The sequence below is a fragment of the Gemella sp. 27098_8_155 genome (genome assembly GCF_041433725.1).
Classification (GTDB): domain Bacteria; phylum Bacillota; class Bacilli; order Staphylococcales; family Gemellaceae; genus Gemella; species Gemella haemolysans_D.
Map to the genome: position 1 here is coordinate 13,411 of NZ_JAPWCA010000009.1, position 20,136 is coordinate 33,546.

At 30.3% G+C, this 20,136-nt stretch carries 19 protein-coding genes and 1 riboswitch; of the genes, 16 read left to right on the top strand and 3 right to left on the bottom strand.

The genetic code is table 11. From position 1 onward, the window contains the following. Positions 1-32: 32 nt before the first annotated feature. The 12 genes from O5Y44_RS05175 to typA all read left to right on the top strand — a co-directional run bounded on the left by O5Y44_RS05175 (position 33) and on the right by typA (position 16,422). Positions 33-410, top strand: a complete 378-nt coding sequence (locus O5Y44_RS05175) for a DUF302 domain-containing protein (RefSeq protein ID WP_060914150.1) — start codon at positions 33-35, stop codon at positions 408-410. 172 nt (positions 411-582) lie between these two features. Next, positions 583-1,515 (top strand): dihydroorotate oxidase, encoded by a 933-nt coding sequence (locus tag O5Y44_RS05180; protein WP_271986828.1) that lies wholly within the window; start codon positions 583-585, stop codon positions 1,513-1,515. 100 nt (positions 1,516-1,615) lie between these two features. Next, positions 1,616-1,717: riboswitch (purine riboswitch) on the top strand. A gap of 289 nt (positions 1,718-2,006) precedes the next feature. Beyond that, positions 2,007-3,266, top strand: a complete 1,260-nt coding sequence (locus O5Y44_RS05185; RefSeq protein WP_271987201.1) for a nucleobase:cation symporter-2 family protein — start codon at positions 2,007-2,009, stop codon at positions 3,264-3,266. A 218-nt stretch (positions 3,267-3,484) separates the two neighbouring features. Next, the gene (locus tag O5Y44_RS05190) at positions 3,485-4,003 is read left to right on the top strand and encodes a CtsR family transcriptional regulator (RefSeq protein WP_102170210.1); all 519 of its coding nucleotides are present in this window, start codon (positions 3,485-3,487) and stop codon (positions 4,001-4,003) included. 4 nt (positions 4,004-4,007) lie between these two features. Next, positions 4,008-6,482 (top strand): ATP-dependent Clp protease ATP-binding subunit, encoded by a 2,475-nt coding sequence (locus O5Y44_RS05195; protein WP_271987202.1) that lies wholly within the window; start codon positions 4,008-4,010, stop codon positions 6,480-6,482. 2 nt (positions 6,483-6,484) lie between these two features. Then, the gene (radA, locus tag O5Y44_RS05200; protein ID WP_271987203.1) at positions 6,485-7,867 is read left to right on the top strand and encodes a DNA repair protein RadA; all 1,383 of its coding nucleotides are present in this window, start codon (positions 6,485-6,487) and stop codon (positions 7,865-7,867) included. Positions 7,868-8,091: 224 nt separating this feature from the next. After that, entirely contained in the window at positions 8,092-9,171 is a 1,080-nt protein-coding gene (locus tag O5Y44_RS05205) for a PIN/TRAM domain-containing protein (protein WP_271987204.1), read from the top strand. A 76-nt stretch (positions 9,172-9,247) separates the two neighbouring features. Continuing rightward, positions 9,248-9,478, top strand: a complete 231-nt coding sequence (gene secG, locus O5Y44_RS05210) for a preprotein translocase subunit SecG (RefSeq protein ID WP_003146900.1) — start codon at positions 9,248-9,250, stop codon at positions 9,476-9,478. A 93-nt stretch (positions 9,479-9,571) separates the two neighbouring features. Then, positions 9,572-11,698 (top strand): ribonuclease R, encoded by a 2,127-nt coding sequence (gene rnr / locus O5Y44_RS05215; RefSeq protein WP_271987205.1) that lies wholly within the window; start codon positions 9,572-9,574, stop codon positions 11,696-11,698. 11 nt (positions 11,699-11,709) lie between these two features. Continuing rightward, positions 11,710-12,174, top strand: coding sequence for an SsrA-binding protein SmpB (gene smpB / locus O5Y44_RS05220; RefSeq protein WP_048802681.1), 465 nt, complete (start codon positions 11,710-11,712; stop codon positions 12,172-12,174). Positions 12,175-12,714: 540 nt separating this feature from the next. Then, a complete protein-coding gene (locus O5Y44_RS05225; protein WP_271987206.1) occupies positions 12,715-14,370 on the top strand; it encodes an L-lactate permease in 1,656 nt (551 codons plus the stop codon). 207 nt (positions 14,371-14,577) lie between these two features. Further along, positions 14,578-16,422: a translational GTPase TypA gene (gene typA / locus O5Y44_RS05230; RefSeq protein WP_048802683.1), complete on the top strand. Its 1,845-nt coding sequence runs from the start codon at positions 14,578-14,580 to the stop codon at positions 16,420-16,422. 109 nt (positions 16,423-16,531) lie between these two features. Here the strand turns inward: typA and O5Y44_RS05235 are convergent, their stop codons facing one another. The 3 genes from O5Y44_RS05235 to O5Y44_RS05245 are packed head-to-tail and all read right to left on the bottom strand — an operon-like array spanning position 16,532 to position 17,587. Further along, positions 16,532-17,149 (bottom strand): DUF7489 domain-containing protein, encoded by a 618-nt coding sequence (locus tag O5Y44_RS05235; protein ID WP_048802684.1) that lies wholly within the window; start codon positions 17,147-17,149, stop codon positions 16,532-16,534. A gap of 20 nt (positions 17,150-17,169) precedes the next feature. After that, complete coding sequence (locus O5Y44_RS05240; RefSeq protein ID WP_048802685.1) at positions 17,170-17,382, bottom strand: hypothetical protein; 213 nt, start codon at positions 17,380-17,382, stop codon at positions 17,170-17,172. Between the two features lies 1 nt (position 17,383). Continuing rightward, positions 17,384-17,587, bottom strand: a complete 204-nt coding sequence (locus O5Y44_RS05245) for a hypothetical protein (RefSeq protein ID WP_271965704.1) — start codon at positions 17,585-17,587, stop codon at positions 17,384-17,386. Positions 17,588-17,777: 190 nt separating this feature from the next. Here O5Y44_RS05245 and O5Y44_RS05250 point away from each other — a divergent pair, with 190 nt between their 5' ends. The 4 genes from O5Y44_RS05250 to mtrB all read left to right on the top strand — a co-directional run bounded on the left by O5Y44_RS05250 (position 17,778) and on the right by mtrB (position 20,101). Next, positions 17,778-18,788, top strand: a complete 1,011-nt coding sequence (locus O5Y44_RS05250) for an NAD(P)H-dependent glycerol-3-phosphate dehydrogenase (RefSeq protein ID WP_271965705.1) — start codon at positions 17,778-17,780, stop codon at positions 18,786-18,788. Between the two features lie 178 nt (positions 18,789-18,966). Then, the gene (locus O5Y44_RS05255; RefSeq protein ID WP_003144688.1) at positions 18,967-19,239 is read left to right on the top strand and encodes an HU family DNA-binding protein; all 273 of its coding nucleotides are present in this window, start codon (positions 18,967-18,969) and stop codon (positions 19,237-19,239) included. Positions 19,240-19,308: 69 nt separating this feature from the next. Then, on the top strand, positions 19,309-19,869 hold the full coding sequence (gene folE / locus O5Y44_RS05260) for a GTP cyclohydrolase I FolE (protein WP_060914163.1): 561 nt from the start codon (positions 19,309-19,311) through the stop codon (positions 19,867-19,869). 28 nt (positions 19,870-19,897) lie between these two features. Next, a complete protein-coding gene (gene mtrB / locus O5Y44_RS05265; RefSeq protein WP_003146887.1) occupies positions 19,898-20,101 on the top strand; it encodes a trp RNA-binding attenuation protein MtrB in 204 nt (67 codons plus the stop codon). Positions 20,102-20,136 lie beyond the last annotated feature (35 nt).

The following is a 20,136-nucleotide window of genomic DNA, read 5'->3' on the forward strand; positions in this document are numbered from 1 at the left end:
TAAACTTAATAATAGTAAAAAAGAGGTAAATTATGGAAAAATATCTAATTAATGACGAATTTGTCAATGTAAAATCAAGAGTAGATGAATATTTAGAAAAAAATAACATTCACCAATTTTTAAATATAAACCAAGGGGAATATGCTAAAAATGTTGGTTTAGAATTAGAGGATATTCAATATGTAGTTTTTGGTAATCCAAAAGTAGGAACTTTACTAATGCAAGATGACTTATATCTAAGTTTTAACCTACCACTTAAATTATTACTTATTAAGAGAGATGATAAAACAGAAGTATTATATGAAAAACCTACTTCATGGTTAAAAGAAGAACATTCTGATAGAATAAAAGACATTTTACCAAAAATGGATAATTTGTATTTAGATATCATTAAGTATCTAGAAGTATAATTAAGAATTGTTTATTTTAGATAAGAAAATTAAATAAGGAGAATTATAGATAAAATTGATTTTCTATAATTCTTCTTTTTTATGTGAATATAAATCTAAAACTAGTTTTATCAATGGTTATTGAGAGTATTTTATGATAAACTGTTATTATTATACATAGGAGGTATGAAGAATGTTAAAAACAAATTTTTTAGATATAGAACTATCTAACCCATTAATGAATGCATCAGGGGTACACTGTATGACGACTAGGGAGTTAGATGAATTAGCGAATAGTGAAGCGGGGGCTTTTGTTACAAAAACTGCAACTCGTGATTATAGAGAAGGTAATCCTGAGCCTAGATATTATGATACTGCTTTAGGAAGTATAAATTCAATGGGGTTGCCAAATAATGGCTTAGATTACTATTTAGATTATGTTATTGAACGCCAAAGAGCAGGTGCAAAATTACAGTTTTTATCTGTAACAGGTATGAGTTATGATGAAAATATTGCTCTATTAAAAAAAATTCAAGAGAGTGAATATGAAGGTGTGACTGAATTTAATCTATCGTGCCCAAATGTACCAGGAAAGCCTCAGATTGCTTATGATTTTGAACTTACAGATAAATTATTGGCTGAGGTATTCACATTTTTTACAAAACCTATTGGGGTAAAACTACCTCCGTATTTCGATATTGCTCATTTTGATGAAATGGCTAAAATTCTTAATAAATATCCTCTTACATATGTGAATAGTGTAAATAGTGTAGGGAATGGTTTATATATTGATTTAGATAAAGAACAAGTAGTTATCAAACCTAAAGGTGGATTTGGTGGACTAGGAGGAGAATATATAAAACCAACTGCATTAGCTAATGTTCGTGCATTTAGGGAACGCTTGAATCCTAGTATAAAAATTATTGGAACTGGTGGAGTTATAAATGGTAAAGATGTATTTGAACATATTCTATGTGGTGCTGATTTAGTGCAAGTAGGAACAACTCTTCATAAGGAAGGAGTTTCAGTTTTTGCTAGACTAACTAAAGAGCTTCAAGAAGTGATGAAAGAAAAAGGGTACTCAAGTTTAGATGACTTTAGAGGTAAATTAAAGGTAATAGAATAAATAATTAGCATATATATAGTATAAATTTTAATTAACGATGAAGATGTAACAGAAAAAATAGATAACACTTGAAAATAATTTTGAAAATTGTTATTATATATTGTATAGACAAAATATAGCACATATAAAGGCAAGAATATGGCTTGCAAGTTTCTACCATCAGACCGTAAATTTGATGACTATGGGCATTCTTATTATAATATTATTGGAGTTGGCCCAAAAATCCTAGATTTTAAAAAAGTTTACAAGAAAACTCATAGACGCAGTGGTTTATTGATATCTAAAATCGCTTTATAAAAGCTCTTTAGATATCTAATAAACTGTGCGGGGGTGACTCGACAAAATCGATTTCCCCGAAATCACGATTTTTGAGTCACTCCCATTTATTTGTAGTAGAATTTTAAATCGCCTATAAGTAATTATAGGCGATTTTTTGTATTTATATAGTTATATTTGTCAAAAAATAATATATAACTAAGGAGATAAGAATTTTGAAAACTTTTATTTTAAGTTTACAACATGTACTAGCAATGTATGCAGGAGCAGTTATTGTTCCGATAATTGTGGCTGGTGGATTAGGTCTTTCAGCAGAACAAACAACTTATTTAGTGTCAGTTGATATTTTCATGTGTGGGGTGGCTACATTTCTACAAGTTTATAAAGGTAAATTTACAGGTATTGGTTTACCTGTTGTTCTTGGATGTACTTTTACTGCAGTAGCACCGATGATAGCTATAGGTAATAGTTCTGGATTACCAACTATGTATGGAGCTATTTTCGTTTCTGGGTTGGTTGTTGTATTAATAGCACCGTTTTTTGCGAAGGTGGCTAAATTATTCCCTCCTGTTGTTACAGGAAGTGTAGTAACGATTATTGGTATTACTTTAGTGCCTGTTGCGATGAATTATATTGCAGGAGGAGAAGGATCAAAAGATTTCGGGAATCCAAAAAATATTTTACTAGCATGTATTACTTTAGCAATTATTTTAGTAATATATAAATTTACTACTGGATTTATCCAATCAATTGCTATTCTTCTAGGATTAGTATCTGGTACAGTTATTGCTAGTTTTATGGGATTGGTGAGTTTATCAGAAGTATCACAAGCGGGTTGGTTCCAACATCCAACACCATTTAAATTTACTGGTTTTGAATTTAATATGAGTGCTATTTTAACATTTGTTATAGTGGGGATTGTTAGTATGATTGAATCAACTGGTGTATATTATGCCCTAGGAAATATTTGTAATCAAGAAGTTAAAGAACCTGATTTACGAAGAGGTTACTTAGCTGAAGGTTTAGCTGTAATGATAGGTTCATTAGTAAATGCATTCCCGTATACAACTTATTCTCAAAATGTAGGTCTTGTGCAAATTTCAGGTGTGAAAAGTAAAAAAGTGATGTATGTAATGGTACTTTTACTACTAGTTTTTGGATCTATTCCAAAAATCGGAGCTTTAGCTACAATTGTACCTCAACCAGTATTGGGAGGAGCGATGATTAGTATGTTTGGTATGGTTCTAGCATATGGAGTTAAGATGTTAGGTAATACAGACTTTGCTAAACAGGAAAATCTTATGATAATAGCTTGTTCAGTGGGATTAGGACTGGGTGTCACTACAGTACCAACAGCATTTGCACAATTACCAAGTTTTGTTCGTATGTTTACTGATAGTGGTATAGTACTAGGAACAATAGTTGCTATTATAATGAATTTAATATTTAATAGAAGATCAAAAATTAATAAATAATTAGTTAACTGTAGATTATGATTTAGATACAGAAACTTATTAGAATTTAAAATGAGAATGACTTTATAATATCGATTAAGACAATATTTCGATTTTATAAAAACGTTCTCTTTTTTTATGTGTTTAGGCTTAAAAATCAATGTTTTTTGTGTACAAAATATTGTAGATGTAGTATAATTTAATAAAGGTCAATTTTAGTCAATAAAGGAGGTGCCCTTATGAATAATAATATGACAGATATTCTTGAACAATATATTATGAACTTATTTAATGAGGCAACAGAGGATCATATAATTATTAAAAGAAGTAATGTCGCACAAAAATTTGACTGTGTACCATCCCAATTAAATTATGTAATAAAAACGAGATTTACTCCGGAGCATGGATTTATTATAGAAAGTAAACGTGGTGGGGGAGGATTTATTAGAATTACTAAAATAACCCTTCACAAAAATAAAGATTACATAGACTATTTAATTGAGACAATAGATAATGAAATTTTAGAGGTAGATGAAGCTATGAGAATAGCTAAAATTCTACTTGAAAAAGAATACATAGATAAATTTGATTACAATCATTTTATAGATAGCGTAGAGATTATTACAGAAGTGCATAATCAGTTTTTAGAGCATATTGATGAAAATAGTGCTGAAGAGATGATTTCTAAAACAAAAGCGAATTTAAAAGATTTAACAATAAGATTTTTAACAAATATAAAATATAATAAGAGAGGATAAGGTTATGTACATAAGATTTAATGAAACGGCCCTTATGGTGCTAACGACAGCAAAAGAAGAAGCTAATGATTTTGGTGTTAAGGCCGTAGGAACTGAACACTTACTATTAGCTATGTTGAGTATGAATAATACATTGTCATGTAAAACACTTAATAAATATGGTGTTTATTATGATGACTTCAGAAAAAACGTAGTAGACTTTTATGAAGCAGAATTAGAAGGTACTGATTTTTATCGTAATGTTTTAATGAAGATAGATTATACAAATGGAGCTGTTAGAACTATAGAAAAAAGTCAACAATTTGCAGATGATACATCTAGTTTTGTAGTTACAAGCGAGCACTTACTATTATCTTTACTTAATGAGAAAACAGGGACTGCGGTTCGTTTATTAACTGATAAGTTAGGAGTTAATGTTGATGCATTAATTACGGAACTATTTGAATTATTAAAACAAAGCCAAGGATTACTGTCTAAATTATTTGATGGATTTAAAAAATTAGAAGCACCAGAAGATAGTTCAGCAAAAACTAAAACTTTAAATTCATTAGCTAAAGATTTAACTAAAGATGCATTTAATAACAAATTAGATCCGGTTTTAGCACGTGATAAAGAAATTACTCGTATGATAGAGATTTTAAATAGACGTACTAAGAATAATCCGGTATTGATTGGAGAACCTGGAGTTGGGAAAACAGCTATTGTTGAAGGTTTAGCAGAAAGAATAGTATCTCAAAATGTTCCGAGTAATTTATTAGGTAAGAGAGTTATGGTTCTAGATATGGGAACTTTACTTGCAGGTACTAAGTATCGTGGTGAATTTGAAGAAAGATTAAAAAATATCATTACTGAAATAGAAGATGCAGGAGATATTATTTTATTTATCGATGAAATTCATACGATAATTGGAGCTGGAGGGACTGAAGGTAGTGCCGATGCATCAAACATCCTAAAACCAGCATTATCACGTGGTTTAATTCAATGTATAGGAGCTACAACTACTGAAGAATATAGAAAATATTTTGAAAAAGATGCAGCTTTAGAACGTAGATTCCAACCGATTAAAGTTGAAGAACCAAATACAGAAGATTCAATTAAAATTCTTGAAGGATTACGTCATAAATATGAAGAACATCATAATGTGGAAATTTTAGATGAAGCTTTAGATGCAGCGGTTAAGTTAAGTACAACATATATTACTGATAGATGTTTACCAGATAAAGCAATTGACCTTATCGATGAAGCTTGTTCTAAAGTTAAATTAAGATTTTATAAATCTCCAGAAAAATTAAAAGAATATGAAGATGAATTAAGTCGTTTAAATAAAGAAAAAGATAGAGCTGTAATTAATCAAGAATTCGAAATAGCAGCTAAAAAACGTGATGAAGTTAACCAAGTAATTAGTAAAATTGAACAATTTAAAATTTCTTGGCAAGACAGTTTATCAAAAGATAAAATTAAAATTAGTGCTGAGCATGTAGCTGAAGTTCTTGCTGCTTGGACTGGTGTACCTGTTACTAAATTAACAGAAACAGAAAGTGAAAGACTTTTAAAACTAGAAGAAATTTTACACAAACGAGTTATTGGACAAGATGAAGCTGTAGTAAGTCTAGCAAAAGCAGTTAGAAGAGCGAGAAGTGGGTTCAAAGCACCGAATAGACCGATAGGAAGTTTTATTTTCTTAGGCCCTACAGGGGTAGGGAAAACAGAACTTGCGAAAAGTTTATCTGAAGCATTGTTTAGTTCAGAAGATAATATGATACGTATTGATATGAGTGAGTATATGGAACCACACTCAATTAGTAGACTTGTGGGAGCTCCTCCAGGTTATGTGGGATATGAGGAAGCAGGACAACTATCAGAACAAGTTCGTCAAAAACCATATTCTGTAGTACTATTTGATGAAATTGAAAAAGCTCACCCATCGATCTTTAATATTCTATTACAAGTGTTGGATGACGGACGTTTAACAGATGCTTCAGGTCGCGTAGTAGATTTCAAAAATACTATCATTATCATGACTTCAAATGTTGGAGTAAGTGAACTAAATGATCAAAAATTCGTAGGATTTGGTGGAAGTGAATCAATTAAAAATGATTACAAAAATGTTCAGAATACTATGATGGAAGCATTGAAAAAACAATATCGTCCAGAATTCTTAAATAGAATAGATGATATTATTGTCTTCAAAACTCTTGAAAAAGAAGAATTAGAAAAAATTTCTGAGTTATTAATTGATGGATTATCTAAGAGATTAGCAGATAGAGATATTACTATTAAACTTACGAAAAAAGCCATGGCTAAAATCGTTGAAGACGGTAGTATAAAAGAATACGGAGCACGTCCATTAAAACGTAGTATTCAAAAAAATATTGAAGACTTATTAAGTGAAGAACTATTAAGAAATCCTGAATTAACTGGAACTATTAATATTGATTATAAAAATGATAATTTTGTTGTAAAGAAAACTAAGAGGTAATTATGGCAAGGGTAAATGTTAAATACGAATGTAATGCCTGTGGTTACCAAAGCTTAAAATATATGGGAAGATGTCCTAATTGTAAAAAATGGGCATCTATGGAAGAAGTAGTTGAAGCAAAAAAGGCTACTAAACATACAGAATTTGAAGTTAAAATAAATGATACAGAACGTGTAGAAGCTGGGAAACTAAAATCAGTTTCTACACAGGATGTTCCACGAACACTTACAGATAGCGGTGAATTAAATAGGGTTTTAGGTGGAGGAGTTGTAGGAGGATCATTAGTCCTTTTAGGTGGAGATCCAGGTATCGGTAAATCTACATTGCTTCTTCAGATATCAGCATATTTAGCCAAAGAACACGATGTTCTTTATGTAACAGGTGAGGAGTCTGTGAGACAGGTTAAAATAAGAGCTGATAGGTTAAAAAATAACACGGATGAACTGTTTGTTTATGCGCAAACTGATTTAAATTTAATTTATCAAGTTGTAAAAAAAATAAAACCACAGTTTTTAGTCATTGACTCAATTCAAACAATTTATAACCCTAACCTAGAAAATTCTCCAGGAAGTATTACTCAAGTTAGAGAATGTACACAACAACTTATGAAGATTGCTAAGAGTTTAAATATAGCAATATTTATAGTAGGGCATGTTACTAAAGAAGGAACTATTGCAGGACCACGTATGCTTGAACACATGGTTGATACAGTGTTATATTTTGAAGGAGAAGGGCAACATAGTTACAGAATTCTTAGAGCAGTAAAAAATCGTTTTGGATCTACTAATGAAATTGGTATTTTTGAAATGAAACATAGTGGACTAGAGGATTTAGCAAACCCTTCTCAGATGTTTCTTGAGGAACGAAGCAAAAATCTTGCAGGGGCAACAATTATAAGTACAATGGAAGGTAGCCGACCACTTCTTGTAGAAATTCAATCATTAACAACACCAACTGCTTTTAATAACCCAAGAAGAATTTCTACTGGATTAGAGTATAATAAATTAATTCTATTAATGGCTGTTCTTGAGAAGAAAGCAGGGTATCTACTTCAACAACAAGATGTTTATGTTAAGGTATCAGGTGGAGTCAAGATTGATGATCCTGCAGTAGACTTAGGTGTGGTTATGGCTGTTGCTTCAAGTTTTAAAGATATTGCGGTTAATATGAATGATTGTTTCATTGGTGAGGTTGGATTAACTGGAGAAGTGAGAAGAGTAAGTAGAATTGAACAAAGAATCAATGAGGCTAAAAAACATGGATTTAAACGTGTTATAGTGCCAATCGGTAATATGAAAAATTCTGATTTTCCAGATGGGATTGAAATAATACCGGTAAAAGATATTAGAGAATGTTTAGACATAGCTTTTAGCAATGTTTTTTAAATAAATAATTATAGGTGAGTAGAGATTTAGTATATTTATTTCTCTATTCATCTATTAGTATAAAAAAACTTAAATTATTTTGAATTTAATTATGTTAATTTTAAGTAGAATGTAGTAGAATAGTTAGAAGAGATGTTTTATATCTCTCTATCATACAATATAAAATTATTAGAGAATAATTAATAATTTTAAATTACAATTAAATATTTAAAGGAGTGATTTTCATGTTGAAAAAAGTTTTAATTACAATTTCCTTTTTTCTAGGAATAACTGTTGGAACACTAACAACTAGTGCATTGATTTATTATAATATATTTACTTCAATGAGTGAGACGATGTTAAGAATCATTGTTACAATTGGAACTACAGTATTTTTTGTATTAATGTCTTTATTATTTTCAGATAGATTTGTAGCAATGTTAAAAAGAATCGAAGATCGTCTTACTAGAACACCAATACAAAAAATTGTTTTCACGACAATAGGATTAATTCTTGGATTACTGTTAGCTAGTTTACTTTCATCAGGAGTAGATGTTATAGCTGGTGTGGGAATAATGGGTAGAATTATTTCGGCTGTGATTTATATTGTTTTTGGATACTTAGGATTAGTACTTGGATATAGACGTGAAGGTGAATTTTTAAATATACTTACAGCGTTTAAATTTGGATCTAAACCAAAAGAAAAAGAAACTAAAGTGAAAACTAAGAAAGTAGTAGCTAAAGTTGTTGATACAAGTGCCTTAATAGATTCACGAGTTCAAGATGTTGCTAGAACTGGGTTTTTAGAAGGGAAAATTATAGTTCCTGAATTTGTATTAAAAGAATTACAATTAATTTCAGATTCGGAAGATCCATTAAAACGTGCAAAAGGTCGATTAGGGTTAGATTGTGTTGAGCACCTTCAAAAAATGAAAGAAATTGATCTTGAGATTGATAATAAATACAATTATAACGAGCATAAAGGTGTAGATAATCTACTAATTGACTATGCTTTAAAATATAAATGTGCTATTATAACAACTGATTATAACCTTAATAAACTTGCTACTTTACAATCTATTAAGGTTTTAAATGTTAATGATTTAAGTAATGCTGTAAAACCTATGTTAACTACAGGCGAAAAATTAGAAGTTCAGGTTCTAAGAGAAGGTAAGGAAAATAATCAAGGTGTAGCATATACTGAAGACGGTACAATGATTGTTGTTGAAAATGGTAAACGTGCCGTAGGTAAAACTGTTGAAGTTGAAGTGCAAAGTGTACTACAAACATCTTCAGGAAGAATAATATTCACAAGAATTGTTTAATAAATTTGCTTTTTTTGAAAAAATGTGTTAATATAAATTGTATTGTATTAACGAATGATTATTTTAGGAGGAGAGTATGCACACTTTTTTAATGACAATAGCAATAGTGAGCAGTATTCTGTTAATTGTAGTAGTTTTATTACAAGAAAGTAAATCTGGAGGTTTATCTGGATTAACTGGTGGAGCAGAAGAACTGTTTGGAAAACAAAAAGTAAGAGGTGCTGAATTAGTTTTACAAAGAATTACAATAGTACTAGGACTAATATTTTTTATAACACTAGTGTGTCTTACTTGGTTAAAATTATAGACTAAACAATGATAAACCTAAAATGTAATTTCATTTTAGGTTTATTTTTATAGAAATAATTATATGTTGTATAATCTAAAAAAGGAGGATTATATGTTAGAAAAAATTGAAAAAATATTCAAAGAAGATAAAGTTTTAAGTATTGAAGATTTAAAAGAAAAATTAAATATTGATTCAGCAAAAGAATTTGTTGAGTTAGTTAAGAATGTTGGAAAGTTAGAAAGAAAATTAGTGATAACTCAATTACCTAATGAGAAATTTCTTTATATCAAAGAGGCCTTAGAAGTAGAAGGGGTAATTAGATTACATCAAAAAGGCTTTGCATTTGTTTATTCGGCTGATTTAGGAATAGAAGTCTATGTACCTAAAGGATTTACTCAAAGTGCCATGACTGGTGATGTTGTTTTAGTTAAAGTTGATAGTGTATATAAAGATGATCGTAATCTAGAAGGTATTGTTCAAAAAGTACTAGAAAGAAATACTAAGTATACAGTTGGAACATTAACTAATGGAAAATTTTTCTCTTTTGTAAAAAGTGATGATAAAAATATTGTAAAATATATAAAAATAACTAATGCGAAGAACTTCAATTTAGTTGATGGAACTAAGGTGTTGGTTGAAATTACTGATTACTCTAAGGTCAGCTTTGAAGATCATAAAGGGATAATAATCAAGTCAATAGGTCACAAAGATGATCCAGGAGTTGATATTCTTTCAGTGATATATAAACATAATGTCCCGAATGAATTTCCAAAGGAAGTAGTTGAACAAACTGAAGAAATTAGCGAAGAGATTAAACTTGAAGATAAATATATAGATTGTACAAATGAAATGGTAGTTACAATTGATGGAGATGATGCAAAAGACTTAGATGATGCCGTTTCGGTAGTTAAAACTAAAAAAGGTTATAGATTGAAAGTTTTTATAGCCGATGTCAGTAGATATGTTACGGAAGATAGTCCATTAGATAAAGAAGCTGCCAATAGAGGATGTAGTGTTTATTTAGCAGATAGAGTTGTACCAATGCTACCGAGAAAATTATCTAATAATATTTGTTCGTTAAACCCACATGTAATGAGGTATACCATTTGTTGTGATATTGATTTTAATTCCAAAGGTTATCCTGAGAGTTATGATATCTATCCAGCGGTAATAAAATCTAAAGGTCGATTAACTTATAAAAAGGTTAATGAAGTCTATGCAGAAAATAAAGAAGTTATAGAAGAATACAAAGACTATGTGCCGATGTTAAATATAGCGCTAGAATTATCCAAAAAAATTCGTAAAAATAGAGAAAATAGAGGTGCAATTGATTTTGATAAACCGGAATCAAAAGTTGTTGTAGATGAGAATGGTGAAGTACTAGATATAGTGTTGAGAGAAAGAGGTATATCAGAACGCCTTATTGAAGATTTTATGTTAAGTGCAAATAAAGTTATTGGAGAGCATTTCTTTTGGATGCAAGTACCATTCATTTATCGTATTCATGAAGAGCCAAAAGTTGAAAAACTTAGACAATTTTTTGATATTGCGGCTAGTCTAGGATATAGAACAAAAGGGAAAATTGACGAAATTGAACCTTATATTCTTGCCAATATGCTTAGAAAATTCAAGGGTGAAGTGGTAGAGCCGATGCTTTCTACAATTTTACTAAGAACTATGAATCAAGCTAGATATTCTACAAATAATATTGGACACTTTGCATTAGCTACAAAATATTATACTCATTTTACATCGCCAATAAGACGATATCCTGACTTATTGGTACATAGAATGATAAGAACTTATTTATTCAATGGAGACGTATCAGATAAAACTATTGATAGATTCATAACAAAACTACCAGAATTGGCAGAAAGTTCTTCAGAATATGAAAAACGAGCTGTAGATTGTGAACGTGAAGTTGACAGAATGAAAAAGTGTGAGTATATGCTTAAATATCAAGAACAGACGTTCAGAGGAATTATTTCTAGTGTTACTAACTTTGGAGTATTTATAACGTTAGAGAGAAGTAATATTGAAGGTTTAGTTCATATTAAAGCTATGAATGATGATTATTATACGTATGATCAAAAAAATATGATATTAATTGGAAGAAGAAAGAAAAAAGTATACCGACTTGGAGATGAGGTCATTGTTAAAGTCGCAAATGTTGATTTAGAAAATCAGGAGATAGATTTTAAAATATTAAAACATAAATCAATAATAAGTAATAAGTAGAGGAAGATATTATGAATAAAGAAATTAAAGTAATAGCTCAGAATAAAAAAGCAAATCATGATTATTTCATAGAAGAAACATATGAGGCAGGTTTAGTTTTAACTGGTACAGAAATAAAATCAATCCGCCGTGGAAGAATTAATTTAAAGGATTCTTATTGCCAAACAAGATTAGGTGAAATGTTTGTTTATAATATGCATATTTCTCATTTTGAAGAGGGAAATAGATTTAATCATGAACCATTAAGAGTAAGAAAATTATTACTAAAGAAAAAACAGATAGCTTCATTAACTAATATTCAAAATGAAATAGGAATGAGTATTGTTCCACTGAAACTTTATATTAAAAATGGCTATGCTAAGCTATTAATAGGGGTTGCTAAAGGTAAAAAGAATTATGATAAACGTCATGTACTGAAGCAAAAAGAAGCAAATAAAGAAATTAATAGAGTATTAAAAGACAAACAAAAATATTAAAAAACTACGTATTATTTTATAAAAAATATAGAGAAACATATTGTGATAAAGTTTATTACAATATGTTTTTTTATTATATGAAGTATAAAATAATAGAAGAATATTACTTTATGATATGGATTCTAATAATTAATATTTTCTTAAAATAGAACTGTTATAAAAAAACAACGTTAATTTTTTCAAAAAAATATATATTATTTTCTTTGGTATTAGTGGATTTTTTAAGAATGTTGTAAAAATAACTAAAAAAACGCTTTACATTTAAATGAAAGCGTGCTACAATATTTAATGTAAACAAGAAAATCGTTGACAAATTACCATCAAATCTAAAAGAGTTATTATATCTAAATAGTAAAAAATGTAACAGCAAAAAAACTGTTATATATCTGATTTAAAGAGACGGAGAGAAATAGTCTTTAGAATAAACAGTTAAGAATTTTTACAATATTTTATTTTTAGTTAACATATTATTTGGTAGTTAAAAACAATAGATTTTCACAAACCAAACAAAATATATTTATACAAAGGAGAAGTGTATTTATGGAAAAATTCACTCAATTATTACAGCCGGTTGCTGATAATTTATATCTTTCTGCACTTGTTGCATTAATTCCGATTGTGTTTTACTTAGTAGCACTAGCAGGATTTAAAGTTAAAGGGTGGTTAACAGGACTTTTAACTTTATTAGTAGCAATTGTAATTGCATGCGTATTCTTTAAAATGCCATTCCAATTCGCAGCGTTCTCAACAATTCACGGTATGGTATACGGTATTATGCCTATCGGTTGGATTATTTTAACGTCAGTATTCTTATATAAAATGACAGTTAAAACTGGTCACTTTGATATTATCAGAGACAGTATTACTTCATTAACTGATGACCGTCGTATCCAAGCATTAATCATTGCATTCTCATTTGGGGCTTTCTTAGAAGGAGCTGCAGGATTTGGAGCACCGGTAGCAATCACGGCTTCATTATTAGTAGGTTTAGGATTTAAACCACTTTATGCTGCAGGTGTTTGTATGATCGCTAATACTGCGCCAGTAGCATTCGGAGCAGTTGGAGCACCGGTAACAGCTATGGATGGATTAGCAACTTATGCAAATGGATCACCAATCGCAGCTGCTGAAATCGCAGCGATGATTGGACGTCAATTACCATTAGTGTCTATCTTTATTCCATTCTACTTAGTATTAATCATGGCTGGATTTAAGAAAACATTAGAAGTATGGCCTGCATTATTAGTATCTGGTGGGTCATTTGCGATAGCACAATTCATAAGTTCTAACTATATGGGAGAACAATTACCTGACATTCTTTCTTCATTAGTATCATTAGTTTCAATCGTTGTTTTACTTCAATTCTGGAAACCAAAAACAACTTGGAGATTTGCTGATGAAAAAGAAGTTGATGGAAAAGACAATGTTAAAGCAAAACACAGCTTAAACGAGGTTTTAGTAGCTTGGTCACCATTCGTAGTATTAACAGTGATTATCTTCTTATGGACTATGAAATCTTCTAAAGCATTCTTCAAAACAATTGCTTTAAATCCGAAGGTTCCATTTATTCACAACAATATTATCAGTTCAGTATCTGGTAAAGAAATAGCTGCAGTATTCAAGTTAGATTTAGTAGGATCAATTGGTACAGCAATCTTAGTAGCAGCGATAATATCTAAATTTATCATTAAAATTAGTTGGAAAGATGCAGCTATAACTTTCGCGCAAACATTTAATGAAGTTAAAATTGCATTACTAACAATCTGTTTCGTAGTAGGATTTGCTTACATCATGAATGCATCAGGTATGTCAAATACTCTAGGATATGCTTTAGCGGCAACTGGAGGAGCATTTAAATTCTTATCTCCAGCACTTGGATGGATTGGAGTATTCATCACTGGTTCTGATACATCAGCTAACTTACTATTCGCTAAATTACAACAAGTTACAGCTAGCCAAGTAGGAATGGATCCACTATTAGCAGTAGCGGCTAACGCATCTGGAGGAGTAGTAGGTAAAATGATTTCTCCACAATCTATCGCAGTAGCAGCTGCAGCGGTTGGATTAGTAGGAAGAGAGTCAGACTTACTTAAATTTACAGTTAAACACAGTTTCATCCTATTAATTATTGTGTGTGCTATCGTCGCACTTCAATCAACTAGAGTACTTGGATGGATGATTCCAGTACACCCATAATAAAAGAATAATTTTAAGTGAGATCGAGTCATACTCGATCTCTTTTTTTTGAAAGTGCTAACGAAAAAAAATATCGTAAATTATAGAGTTTTAGCTAGTATATTTGTTTACAATAAGATGAAATAATGGTATTATTGTTAAGTTAGATTAAATAAAATGTATTCGAGAATTTAGTATGTTTTATAAAGTAAGAACAAGGAGAAAAAAATGTCAGTACAATTAAGAGACGATGTTAGAAATATTGCAATTATAGCTCACGTTGACCATGGTAAAACAACATTGGTTGATGAATTATTAAAACAATCAGGAATTTTCCGTTCAAATGAGCATGTAGAAGAAAGAGCAATGGACTCTAATGATTTAGAAAGAGAACGTGGAATTACGATCTTAGCGAAAAATACAGCTATTGATTATAAAGGTAAAAGAATTAATATTCTTGATACACCAGGACACGCAGACTTTGGTGGAGAAGTAGAACGTATTATGAAAATGGTAGATGGTGTTCTTCTAGTAGTAGATGCTTATGAAGGGACAATGCCTCAAACACGTTTCGTTCTTAAAAAAGCTTTAGAACAAAACTTAAAACCAATCGTTGTTGTAAATAAAATTGATAAACCTTCAGCTCGCCCAGAAGAAGTAGTAGATGAAGTTATCGATTTATTTATCGAATTAGGAGCAAACGATGAACAGCTTGAATTCCCAGTTGTTTATGCATCTGCTATTAATGGAACAGCTTCTTTAGAAAGTGATCCAAGTGCTCAAGAAGAAAACATGCAATGTTTATATGAAACAGTAATTGATTATGTTCCAGCACCAAAAGATAATAGTGATGAACCTCTTCAATTCCAAGTAGCATTATTAGACTATAATGACTATGTTGGACGTATTGGTATTGGACGTGTATTCCGTGGAAGTATGAAAGTAGGAGAATCAGTTTCTCTTATGAAACTTGACGGAACAGTTAAAAACTTCCGTGTAACTAAGATTTTTGGTTACTTTGGATTAAAACGTGAAGAAATTCAAGAAGCGCATGCAGGGGATATCGTTGCAGTAAGTGGTATGGATGATATTAACGTTGGGGAAACAGTTTGTCCAACAGATCATCAAGAAGCATTACCAGTACTTCACATTGATGAACCAACACTACAAATGACTTTCTTAGTTAATAACTCACCATTTGCTGGTAAAGAAGGAAAATTTGTTACAGCTCGTAAATTAGAAGATAGATTAATGCAACAATTAGAAACAGACGTTTCATTACGAGTAGAACCTAATACAAGTGATTCTTGGGTAGTAAGTGGACGTGGGGAACTTCACTTATCAATTCTTATCGAAAACTTACGTCGTGAAGGTTACGAGCTTCAAGTATCTAAACCAGAAGTAATTATCCGTAACATTGATGGTGTAGATTGCGAACCGGTTGAACGTGTTCAAGTTGATGTACCAGATGAAAGTGTTGGTGCTGTTATTGAATCATTAGGGCAACGTAAAGGTGATATGGTAGATATGCAAGCTGATGGAAATGGACAAACTCGTCTTATCTTTAACGTTCCAGCTCGTGGACTTATCGGATACTCTACAGAATTCATGTCTATGACTAAAGGATATGGTATTATTAACCACACATTTGACTCTTACCAACCAATGCAAAAAGGACGTGTTGGTGGACGTCGTAATGGTGTATTAGTAGCTTTAGAAAATGGTCAAGCTACAGCATACTCTATCTCAAGTTTAGAAGATCGTGGTACAGTATTTATTGAACCAGGTACTGATGTATATGGTGGTATGATTGTTGGAGAAAACAGCCGTGAAAATGACTTAACAGTTAACATCACAAAAGCTAAAGCTCAAACAAACGTACGTTCTTCTACAAAAGACCAAACAGTAACACTTAAAAAAGCTCGCATTATGACTTTAGAAGAAAGTCTTGAGTACTTAAGTGATGATGAATACTTAGAGGTAACTCCAGAGTCAATTCGTCTACGTAAAAAAGAATTAGATAAAGCAGCTCGTGAAAAAGCAGCTCGTAAAGCTAAATATTCAGAAGAATAAAATTAAAAAAACTTTCGAAGTAGGAAACTATTTCGAAAGTTTTTTTGTATGATATGTTTAATTAAAAAATGTCCAAGAGTACTCTTATACTCTTGAACAAGATTAAATATTATTGATTTTTAATTTCTAAGTTTCCGTTATCTAAAGAGATATTATCCCCTTCTTTAACTTTTTCATATTGTTCTTTTGTAACGGTAACGTGTTTTGTTTCACCATCTTTAGTTTTAATTTCAAGCATATAAACTGGAACTTTCGAATCTTTTACATTGTCGACTAATTCTTTTTGCTTATCACTTGCTTGAACATGATTGTGTGAAGTTGCAGAATTAAATAGTGTATACCATAAAAGAGCGTTAGTTATAGTGCTTCCAGAAAAGAAACCACTAGTTCTATAGTTATTGTTTATATAGTCTGTGTATTGTCTTTTATATCCTTGATTATTGTAACTATTGTAATCTTTATTATATGAACCATTTGTACTATTTGAAAAGTTCTTTTTAGTTCCTGTAGTTGGTTTACTACTAGCAGTTGAAGTAGTAGGTTTAGAACTTGACTTGCTACTAGATGGTTTAGAAGAACTAGGCTTAGAACTTGATCTTGATGCATTAGGCCTTGCTGAAGAACCTTTTGCTTCTACTATATTTATACTTGATGCGCTTAATGTAGAAAGAATAAGTGTCGAAGTAAGAAATAAGCTTGTTAGTTTTTTTAAAGTTTTCTTTTTCATAGTAATATCCTTTCGTAAAATTAGTTGTTTTCTGTAGAACGTTTAGCTACTACAGTTCCTTCAATTTTTTCTTGAGAAGATGAATCGCTTTTCACTATATTTTCTATATTAGTTTTATCATCAACTTGATCACCATTTGTCGATGAAAAAGAGCCATTGAAGTAATAATATAATCCTATAGCAATTGCAGTAATTGATAATAAAGTAAGAAATATTTTTAAAAATCTAGCCATATTAGAATCCTCCTAATACGTATCCTTTCATATCTAAAGCACGTTTTAACCTATCATATTCTGATGCAGGCACTTCAATTTCTTCTCCATTTACTTGAGAAATAGTGGCATACTCATCATTTAGTCCTTTCCAAACATCAACGATATTGTTTAAGTTGATTAATCCACGATTTCCATCTATTAGAGTAATTTCAAACCAATTCATAAAATTACCTCCTTTTTATTATTATGCTTAAATTATATCATAGTTCTAAGGAAAAAAATAGTATAGTAAATTTAAATATTACTATAGTTATTAAGGAAAGATTAATTCATGCTTTAATGTAAAATTAATGTATATTTTAAAAAAATTTGATATAATGATAGAAAGAATAAAATATAGTGAGGACAGAACGATGAAAATATCTGTGATAGGTTCAGGAAGTTGGGGAACAGCTTTATCTCAGGCTGTTGTTGATAATGGGCATGAACTATTATTATATTCAAGAAGTGAGAAATCGCGTGATGAAATTAATATACATCACACAAACAGTAGATATTTAAAAAATGCTATTTTACCTAAGGAAGTTGTTGCTACTAGTAGTTTAAAAGAAGCAGTTGAGTTTGCAGATGTAATTGTTATTGCAGTTCCTACAAAAGTGATGAGAGAAGTATCAAAGGAAATCAATAAATATTTAGATAAACCAAAATATATAATCCATGTATCTAAAGGTTTAGAGATGGATACTAACAAGAGGATGTCAGAGGTTATATCTGATGAAATTGATAGTGATAAACTTAAAGGTGTGGGAGTGCTTAGTGGTCCATCTCATGCAGAAGAGTTAATTTTAAGAAACCCTACAGTAGTTGCTATTGCATCAAAAAATGATGAATTAAATAAATTAGCACAAGAAATCTTCCATAATAAATATTTTAGAATTTATGTTAATAAAGATTTGATTGGTGTTGAAGTTGGTGGTGCTTTAAAGAATATAATTGCCCTTGGATGTGGAATAATTGATGGGATGGCTTATGGGGATAATGCTAAAGCAGCATTATTAACACGTGGGTTAATCGAGATAACAAGATTAGGGAAAAAACTAGGTGCTGATGAAATGACGTTCTTAGGTCTTGGAGGAATAGGTGACTTAGTAGTAACATGTACATCTAAACATTCAAGAAACTATAATTGCGGTTATTTAATAGGACAAGGATATTCATTAGAAGAAGCTATTAAAAAATTAGATATGGTAGCTGAAGGTGTGAGAACTACAAAAGTATGTTATTACTTGTCTAAGAAGTTTGATGTGTATATGCCAATTACTGAAAATATATACAAAGTATTGTATGAAGGACTTAGTATAAAAGACTGTGTTAACAACCTTATGAATAAGATGGCCGCAGAAGAATTAAATAAATTTGAATAAATAAGTTTACGTATTAGTAGAAAGATAAAATAATTTGAAAATTACTAATTAAAATATAGAAAAAATGCTAAAAAAGGCTAAATTTATATAATAAAACCTTGATTATTAGCGATTTATATGGTAATATTTAATAAGTGAAACGGTAGAACCGTTACTCAATAATGGAGGTAAAGAATTAATGAATAAATCAGAATTAATTTCAAAAGTTGCTGAGAAATCAGGACTACAAAAAAAACAAGCAACTGCTGCTATCGAAGCATTCGTAGAAACAGTTGAAGAAACTTTAGCTAAAGGTGAAAAAATCCAAATTATCGGATTTGGTAACTTTGAAGTTAGAGAAAGAGCTGCACGTAAAGGACGTAACCCTCAAACTAACGAAGTTATCGAAATCGCTGCAAGCAAAGTTCCTGCTTTCAAAGCTGGTAAAGCTCTTAAAGACGCAGTTAAATAATAACAATTTAATTCAAAAAGAGGAGTTACTACTTAGTAGCTCTTTTTTTTATAAAAACGGAGGATAGTTTTGAAAAATAAAGAACAATCACAAGAACTTATAAAAACATTATTAGAAAATATTGGTGAAGATACATCAAGAGCTGGATTACTGGATACACCTAAAAGATGTGTAAAAATGTATGAAGAATTATTATCTAAAACAAATGTAGATCCAAAAGAAGAGATAAATACATTTTTTGAATCAGATAATGATGAACCTATTTTAGTAAAGGATATTCAGTTTTATTCATTATGTGAGCATCATATGCTACCTTTCTATGGGGTATGTCATATAGCATATGTTCCAAATAATAAAAAGATTACAGGACTTAGTAAGCTAGCGCGTTTAGTTGAGAGTGCTAGTCGTAGACTACAAATTCAAGAAGATATGACGCTTATGTTAGTAAACGCAATTGAAGAACAATTACAACCAAAAGGTGTGTATGTAATTATTGAAGCGGAACATATGTGTATGGCTATGCGTGGAATCAAGAAAATCGGATCAAAAACAGTGACTAGTAAAAAAACTGGTATTTTCTTAGAAGACACAGAATTAGTAAAAGATATTCAATATAAAATTAAGTTATAAAAATAACTGGTAATATAAGGAGTAGATTATGAAGGAGAGTAGTTATATTATTATTAGAGCAGAAGTAGATAATGTAAAAGTTATTACTAAGAAGACCAATAATGAAGAAGCTCTAGAAATATTAAATAAGGGAGAAGTTATTATTCTAAATATTTTTGATAATATCGTAAACTTTAAAGTACAGGGAAGAGCGAGAATAGTATCAAATTTAGATCAAGTAATTTCAGAATAAAAAAGTTCACAGAAATTTTTCTGTGAACTTTTTTC